Source organism: Mycobacterium sp., from assembly GCF_049281135.1.
GTDB lineage: Bacteria > Actinomycetota > Actinomycetes > Mycobacteriales > Mycobacteriaceae > Mycobacterium.
Window position 1 is genome coordinate 1 of record NZ_JBAPRN010000790.1, and the last position, 7,728, is coordinate 7,728.

Here is a 7,728-nt window from a genome sequence, read left to right on the forward strand (position 1 = left end):
GGTCAGCGGAAGTGCAACTGCTGCTGGAGAATTCGGTTCTCGAGCATGGCCGAACCGCGGACTTCACCAAGGCGATCGATCTCGGCGACCTGGTCGAAGTGACCGGCAAGATGGGATACAGCAAGACCGGCACCCAGTCGCTGATCGTGCACAGTTGGCGGTTGATCGGCAAATGCCTACGTCCGCTGCCGAACAAGTGGAAAGGGCTGACCGATCCCGAAGCGCGAGTGCGCAGCCGCTATGTCGATCTCGCCGTCAACGCCGAGGCGCGCGAGCTGATCGCCGCTCGCAGCAGAGTGCTGCGCTCGATCAGAGATACGTTGAACGACAAGGGATTTCTCGAAGTCGAAACCCCGATTCTGCAACAAATTCACGGCGGTGCCGCCGCCCGGCCATTTATCACCCATATCAACAGCTACGACCTCGAGCTGTATCTGCGGATTGCGCCCGAGCTATATCTGAAGCGGCTCTGCGTCGGTGGTGTGGAACGGGTATTCGAGTTGGGCAGGGCGTTCCGTAACGAGGGTGTTGACTTCAGCCACAATCCGGAATTCACGCTGCTGGAGGCGTATCAGGCGCACGCCGACTACAAAGACTGGATCGACGGCAGCCGGGAACTCATCCAGAACGCCGCCCAGGCCGCCAACGGCGCACAGGTGGTGATGCGACCCGCCGGTGACGGGATGGAAGAAATCGACATCTCCGGCGTCTGGCCGGTCAAGACCGTGCACGATGCGGTATCCGAGGCGCTCGGTGACCACATCGACGCCAGCACCAGCCTGACCAGGCTGCGCCGATTGTCCGACGCCGCGAAGATCCCGTATCTGGCGCAGTGGGACGCCGGCGCGGTGGTGCTGGAACTCTACGAGCATCTGGTCGAAGCCCCGACCGAGAAACCGACCTTCTACATCGATTTCCCGTTGTCCGTCTCACCGCTGACCCGACCGCACCGCAGTAAACCCGGCATCGCCGAGCGCTGGGACTTGGTGGCGTGGGGTGTCGAATTAGGCACGGCCTACAGCGAACTCACCGACCCTGTCGAGCAGCGACGGCGCCTCGAGGAGCAGTCCTACCTGGCCGCCGGTGGGGATCCCGAAGCAATGGAGCTCGACGAAGACTTTTTGCAGGCGATGGAATACGCGATGCCGCCGACCGGCGGCCTCGGGATGGGCGTCGACCGCGTGGTCATGCTCGTCACCGGCCGGAGTATCCGCGAGACACTGCCCTTCCCGCTGGCGAAGCCACGCTGACCCGCCCAACTTTGCGCTCCCGCCGCGCGAACGTTAGGCATCCGATGAGCAAAAGTAGTGCTTAATCGGTAACTAGAAGTTCACAATAGACACTGTGACAGGTTCAACGGCGAACCTTGCGTTTGCGGTGCTGGCTGACAACCACACCTCGTTGATGCATGGCTGGGTCCCCGGAGTGGTCCAGGCCGCATCGGTAGCCATGCTGCTGGTGGCGGTCGGGTGGCGATCGCGGCTGTGGCGGCTGCTCTATTTGCCGGTGGCCGCGGTCCTGGGCGCAGCTTCGGCCGCGTGCTCGAGTTGGTACATCGCTCATGCCGGTCTGGCCGACGATCCCGCACCTCATCTGCTGTGGTGGTGGATCGCGGGCAGTGGTGCGGCCGCTGCGATCGTGATCCTGGGGTGGGGCAGCGCGCGCTGGTGGCGGCGCAGCGCTTCGCTGCTGTCCGTGCCGCTGTGTCTGCTCAGCGCGGGGCTGACACTCAACCTCTGGGTCGGCTACTTCCCGACCGTGCAGACCGCGTGGGATCAGCTCACCGCGGGGCCACTGCCGCATCAGACCGACGCCGCCGGCGTTGCCGCGATGGCGGCCGCGGGCCTGCAGCCCGCCCACGGCATCGTCGTGCCGGTGACGATCTCCGATGAGGCGTCCCATTTCAGGCACCGCGGTGAAGTCGTCTATTTACCGCCGGCATGGTTCTCCAGCAGCCCCCCGCCGCCGCTGCCGACGGTGATGATGATCGGCGGCGAGTTCAACACGCCCGCCGATTGGCTGCGAACCGGCAACGCGGCGAGAACGATCGACGAGATGGCGGCCAGGCACGGCGGCAACGCGCCGGTCTTCGTCTTCGTGGACTCTGGCGGCGCGTTCAACAACGACACCGAGTGCGTCAACGGAAGCCGAGGAAACGCGGCCGACCACCTGACTAAAGACGTTGTGCCATACATGATCTCGAAGTTCGGAGTCAGCCCGGAGCCGGAGCGTTGGGGCATCGTCGGCTGGTCGATGGGCGGGACCTGCGCGCTGGACCTCACGGTCATGCATCCGGAGTTGTTCAGCTCATTTGTCGACATCGCGGGCAACATGGGCCCCGAGGCCGGAACCAAGGCGCAAACCATCGCGCGGCTGTTCGGCGGCAACGCCGATGCCTGGGCCGCCTTCGACCCGGCCACCGTCATCGCCCGACACGGCCGATACACCGGGGTTTCGGGCTGGTTCGATGTGTCGTCGAGCAACCCGCCGAAGCGTCATCGCGGTCTGTCGGTGACGGACGCCAGCGACGTCTACCTCAGCGGCCGGGAGCCGACCGCCAACCCCAATGACCAGATCTCGGCGGCCGAGTCGTTGTGCGCGCTCGGTCGCGCCAACGGCATCAACTGCGCGATCGTCGCTCAGCCCGGCCAGCACGACTGGCCTTTTGCGAGCAATGCATTCGCCGCGGCACTCCCCTGGCTGGCCGGTCGACTGGACACTCCCGGGCTGCCGAGGATTCCGGCACCCGCGACCTGGCCGCCCGCCTCGGCTCCGGCTCCGTACGCCGAGCCAGTCGGCCGCTGACCCGGGTAGCGTGGCATCGTGCCCGATGAACCAGAAACTCCCGCCGGCCAGCCCGATGTCGACCCGGGCTACAGCAACTCTGGGGTGCCGACGTTCGAATCGGTCCGCGAGAAAATCGAGAGCCGCTACGAAACATCCATCGGTTCAGCCGAACTGGACGCCGAGACACCGGAGGGCCGCGACGTCGAGGACCAATATGAGGCCCGACAGCGTGCGGCCGCCGACCGGTTGGCCCAAATCCGCGAATCGATGCGCGGCGACAGCCGCTGAGCCCGCAGCCAGACCTAGGCGCTGACCTTGCGGCGCTTGGTGGATCGGCGCGGGGCGCCGGCAGATGGCTTACTGGCGCCGAGCGCCTCGGCGAGGAACTTGCCGGTGTAGCTCTCCGGCACCGCCATCACATCCTCCGGTGTGCCCTCGGCGACGATGGTTCCGCCGCCGGCACCGCCCTCAGGCCCCATGTCGATGATCCAGTCCGACGTCTTGATCACGTCCAGGTTGTGTTCGATGACGATCACCGAATTACCCTTGTCGACAAGGCTGTTGATGACATCGAGCAACTTGCGGATGTCTTCGAAATGCAACCCGGTGGTGGGCTCGTCGAGGATGTAGACCGTGCGTCCGGTGGAGCGCTTCTGTAACTCCGATGCCAACTTCACCCGCTGCGCCTCACCGCCGGACAGTGTCGGCGCGGGCTGGCCGAGTCGGACGTATCCGAGGCCGACATCGACCAGCGTCCGCAAATAGCGATGAATGCCGGTGATCGGCTGGAAAAACTCCGCCGCCTCCTCGATCGACATGTCCAGTACCTCGGAGATGGTCTTGCCCTTGTAGTGCACCTCCAGGGTTTCCCGGTTGTAGCGTGCGCCGTGACAAACCTCGCAGGGCACATACACATCGGGCAGGAAGTTCATCTCGATCTTGATGGTGCCGTCGCCCGTGCACGCCTCGCAGCGACCGCCCTTGACGTTGAACGAGAACCGGCCCGGTTGATAACCACGGACTTTGGCTTCGGTCGTCGCCGCGAAGAGGGTGCGGATCTTGTCGAAGACGCCGGTGTAGGTGGCCGGGTTGGATCGCGGGGTACGGCCGATCGGCGACTGGTCGACTCGCACCAGCTTGTCGACATTGTCCAGCCCGGTGACCCGGGTGTGCCGACCCGGGACCTGCCGGGCGCCATTGAGCCGATTGGCCAGCACCGCGGCGAGGATGTCGTTGACCAGCGTCGACTTGCCGGAGCCGGACACACCGGTCACGGCGGTCAGCACACCGAGTGGAAACACCACGTCGATCCCGCGCAGGTTGTGCTCGTTGGCACCGACGACCGTGAGCCGACGCCGCTTGTCCACCGGACGCCGAATCGTCGGGGCGGCAATGCTTTCCTTGCCCGACAGATAGGCCCCGGTGATCGACTCCTCGTTCGTCAGCAAGTCGGCGTAGGTGCCGCTGTGCACGATGTGACCGCCGTGCTCGCCGGCGCCCGGACCGATGTCGACAATCCAGTCGGCGTGCGCGATGGTGTCCTCGTCGTGCTCGACGACGATCAGGGTGTTACCCAGATTCCTTAACCGAGTGAGAGTTTCGATGAGGCGGCGGTTGTCGCGCTGATGCAGCCCGATCGACGGCTCGTCGAGCACATAGAGCACGCCGACCAGCCCGGAGCCGATCTGGGTGGCCAACCGGATGCGCTGCGCTTCGCCACCGGATAGCGTGCCCGCCGCCCGGGACAGCGACAGGTACTCCAACCCGACGTCGAGCAAGAAGCCCAGCCTCGACTGGATTTCCTTGAGCACCTGGCCGGCGATCGCTTGCTCGCGTGAGCCCAGCGTGAGCGCGTTCAGGAAATCGGCGCAGTCGGAGATCGACAGCTCACACACCTCGGCGATCGACTTGGCACCCTGATCCCCCGCGGCCAAGGTGACGGCCAGGATTTCCGGCTTGAGCCGCGTGCCCTCACACACCGGGCACGGCACGTCACGCATGAAGCCTTCGTAGCGCTCCTTCATCAGCTCGGATTCCGTCTGGTCCAGCTTGCGCTCCAAGAAGGCCAGCACGCCCTCGAAGTCGGCGTAGTAGGAGCGGGTACGCCCGTAGCGGTTGCGGTAGCGGACGTGCACCTGCTCGTCGCAGCCCTCCAGAATTGCCTTGCGCGCCTTGGCCGGTAGCTTGCGCCACGGCGTGTCGACGTCGAAGCCCATCGCCTCACCGAGGCTGGCCAGCATCCGGGTGAAGTACTCCGCCGTGTGGCCCATCGACCAGGGCGCCACCGCGCCCTCCGCCAGCGTGCGATCCGGGTCGGGCACCACCAGATCGGGATCGACCTCCTTGCGGATGCCCAAGCCGACGCACTCGGGGCAGGCGCCGTACGGCGAGTTGAACGAGAACGACCGCGGCTCCAAGTCGTCGACCGCCAGGGAGTGCCCGTTGGGGCAGGCCAGCTTCTCGGAGAACCGCTGTTCGCGGTTGTGGGCGTCGTGGTCGTGATCGACGAACTCCAGCACCACGATGCCGTCGGCCAGGTTCAGCGCGGTCTCGACCGAATCGGTGAGCCGCTGCTTGGCGCTGGCCTTGACGGTGAGGCGATCGACCACGACCTCGATGTCGTGCTTCTCCTGCTTCTTCAGCTTGGGTGGATCGGTCAGTGAGTGCACCACGCCGTCGACGCGGACCCGGCTGTAGCCCTGCGCGTTGAGCTTCTCGAACAGGTCGGCGAATTCGCCCTTGCGGGTGCGCACCACCGGGGCGAGCACCTGGAACCGGGTGCCTTCGGGCATCACCAGCACCTGGTCGACGATCTGCTGCGGGGTCTGGCGGGCTATCCGCTCACCGCAGACCGGGCAGTGCGGGGTGCCGGCACGCGCGTACAGCAGCCGCAGGTAGTCGTACACCTCGGTGATGGTCCCGACAGTTGAGCGCGGATTGCGGTTGGTCGACTTCTGGTCGATGGACACCGCCGGCGACAGTCCTTCGATGAAGTCGACGTCGGGCTTGTCCATCTGCCCGAGGAACTGGCGGGCGTACGCCGACAGCGATTCGACATAGCGTCGCTGACCTTCGGCGAAGATCGTGTCGAACGCCAGCGAAGACTTCCCCGAACCGGAGAGGCCGGTGAAGACGATCAACGCATCGCGCGGCAAATCAAGATCGACGCTGCGCAGATTGTGCTCGCGAGCACCCTTCACGATCAGGCGGTCAGCCACAGCGTCTCTTTCACGTCTCTATCTCTCGAGCTCATCACACACGTCATCCCCATGCTAAGTGCCCATACCGACAAGCCGCCGTCGGCCAGTACCGTTGACTGGTATGACCGCCCTAAGTGACGACTACACCGGCCACGTCGATCCGGGCACCGCGGCCCGCCGAACCTTGCCGGGCGCCACGATCGTCAAAACGTCGGTGGGCCCCATGGATAACAACGCCTACCTGGTGACCTGTTCCGCGACCGGTCAGACACTGCTGATCGACGCCGCCAACGACGCTGAGAATCTCGTCGAGCTGGTGCGCACCCAGGCCCCGAACGTATCGCTGATCGTCACCAGTCACCAACACTTCGACCATTGGCAGGCACTTGAAGCGGTGGCGCAGGCCACCGGCGCACCCACCGCCGCCCACGAGGTCGACGCCGAGCCGTTGCCGGTCCGGCCGGACCGCTTGCTGGCCGGCGGCGACAGCGTCCAGATCGGTGACTTGACATTCGACGTCATCCACCTCCGCGGACACACCCCGGGATCCGTTGCGCTGGCGCTCAACGGCCCGGCCACCGGCGGAGTCACCCAATTGTTCACCGGCGATTGCCTGTTTCCCGGTGGCGTCGGCAAGACGTGGCAGCCCGGTGATTTCGAGCAGCTGCTCGACGACGTCACCTCCCGGGTGTTCGACGTCTACGACGACACCACCGTGGTGTATCCCGGCCACGGCGACGACACCACACTGGGCGCCGAGCGTCCCAGCCTCGCAACGTGGCGCGAGCGCGGCTGGTAAACCGCGCGGGCGACCCCGACCAACGCAGCGGCGCGAGCGGGGTTGGTGAATAGCAGCCGCGAAACGCGGTGCAGCGCCTACTCTTAGCCGATGAGGCTGGGGATCGACTTCGGCACAACGCACACCGTTGTCGCGGTCGTCGACCGGGGCAACTACCCCGTGGTGTCATTCGACGGGGACGACGCGTGGCCGTCGATCATTGCCGTCAACGAAAGTGGCGAGCTGCGGTACGGCCCGGAGGCCGCCGCGGTCCGGCACCACCCGGACTGGTCCGTGCTGCGGTCGTTCAAGCGGCTGCTCAACGACGCCGGGCCGACGACGACGGTCGATCTGGCCGGACGCCGTTACCTGCTGGCTGAGCTGTTCGCGGGCTTTCTGACCCAGCTGAAAAGCGACCTCCAGCACCGTTCGAACGCCGAGCTCTCGCCGGGCGTGCGGGTCGAGGCCGCGATCAGCGTGCCGGCCAATGCCTCCAGCGCGCAACGCTTCCTGACCCTGGACGCGTTCGCGCAGGCCGGGTTCGACGTGGTCGCGCTGCTGAACGAGCCGTCGGCGGCAGGCTTCGAATACGCCCATCGGTATCGCTCGACGATCACCGCCAAGCGGGAGTACGTCCTGATCTACGACCTCGGTGGCGGAACGTTCGACGCGTCGCTGCTGAAAATGACCGGGCGGTTGAACGAGGTGGTAGTCAGCGAGGGCATCCAGCGCCTCGGCGGCGACGACTTCGACGCGGCCATCCTCAAACTGGTCCGCACGGGCGCTGGACTGCGTTCGCTGCCGTCGAGCACCCGCGAGCAGTTGCTCGAGGAGTGCTCAGTCCGCAAAGAGGCCGTCGGCCCCAATACCCGGCGGTTCCTGGTCGATCTCACCGCGATCGGCAAGCCGCCGTTTTCCTGCCCGATCGAGGACGTCTACACGGCGTGTGCTCCGTTGGTAGAC

The 7,728-nt window shown here is 65.7% G+C and carries 6 protein-coding genes; 5 read left to right on the top strand and 1 reads right to left on the bottom strand.

What is annotated here, in order from left to right; genetic code table 11:
* From lysX to WAN02_RS31315, 3 genes are all read left to right on the top strand, one after another.
* Nucleotides 1-1,250: bifunctional lysylphosphatidylglycerol synthetase/lysine--tRNA ligase LysX (gene lysX, locus WAN02_RS31305; RefSeq protein ID WP_422269250.1), on the top strand; the 1,250-nt coding region annotated here is incomplete at its 5' end.
* 730 nt (nucleotides 1,251-1,980) lie between these two features.
* Complete coding sequence (locus WAN02_RS31310) at nucleotides 1,981-2,805, top strand: alpha/beta hydrolase (RefSeq protein ID WP_422269255.1); 825 nt, start codon at nucleotides 1,981-1,983, stop codon at nucleotides 2,803-2,805.
* Nucleotides 2,806-2,823: 18 nt separating this feature from the next.
* Entirely contained in the window at nucleotides 2,824-3,075 is a 252-nt protein-coding gene (locus WAN02_RS31315) for a PspA/IM30 family protein (protein WP_422269251.1), read from the top strand.
* Nucleotides 3,076-3,089: 14 nt separating this feature from the next.
* On the opposite strand, the gene uvrA is transcribed toward WAN02_RS31315, so the two are convergent.
* A complete protein-coding gene (gene uvrA / locus WAN02_RS31320) occupies nucleotides 3,090-6,005 on the bottom strand; it encodes an excinuclease ABC subunit UvrA (protein ID WP_422269252.1) in 2,916 nt (971 codons plus the stop codon).
* Between the two features lie 103 nt (nucleotides 6,006-6,108).
* On the opposite strand from uvrA, the gene WAN02_RS31325 reads away from it, so the two are divergent.
* On the top strand, nucleotides 6,109-6,786 hold the full coding sequence (locus WAN02_RS31325) for an MBL fold metallo-hydrolase (protein ID WP_422269253.1): 678 nt from the start codon (nucleotides 6,109-6,111) through the stop codon (nucleotides 6,784-6,786).
* Between the two features lie 90 nt (nucleotides 6,787-6,876).
* The coding region (locus WAN02_RS31330) for an Hsp70 family protein (protein ID WP_422269254.1) at nucleotides 6,877-7,728 on the top strand (852 nt) is incomplete at its 3' end.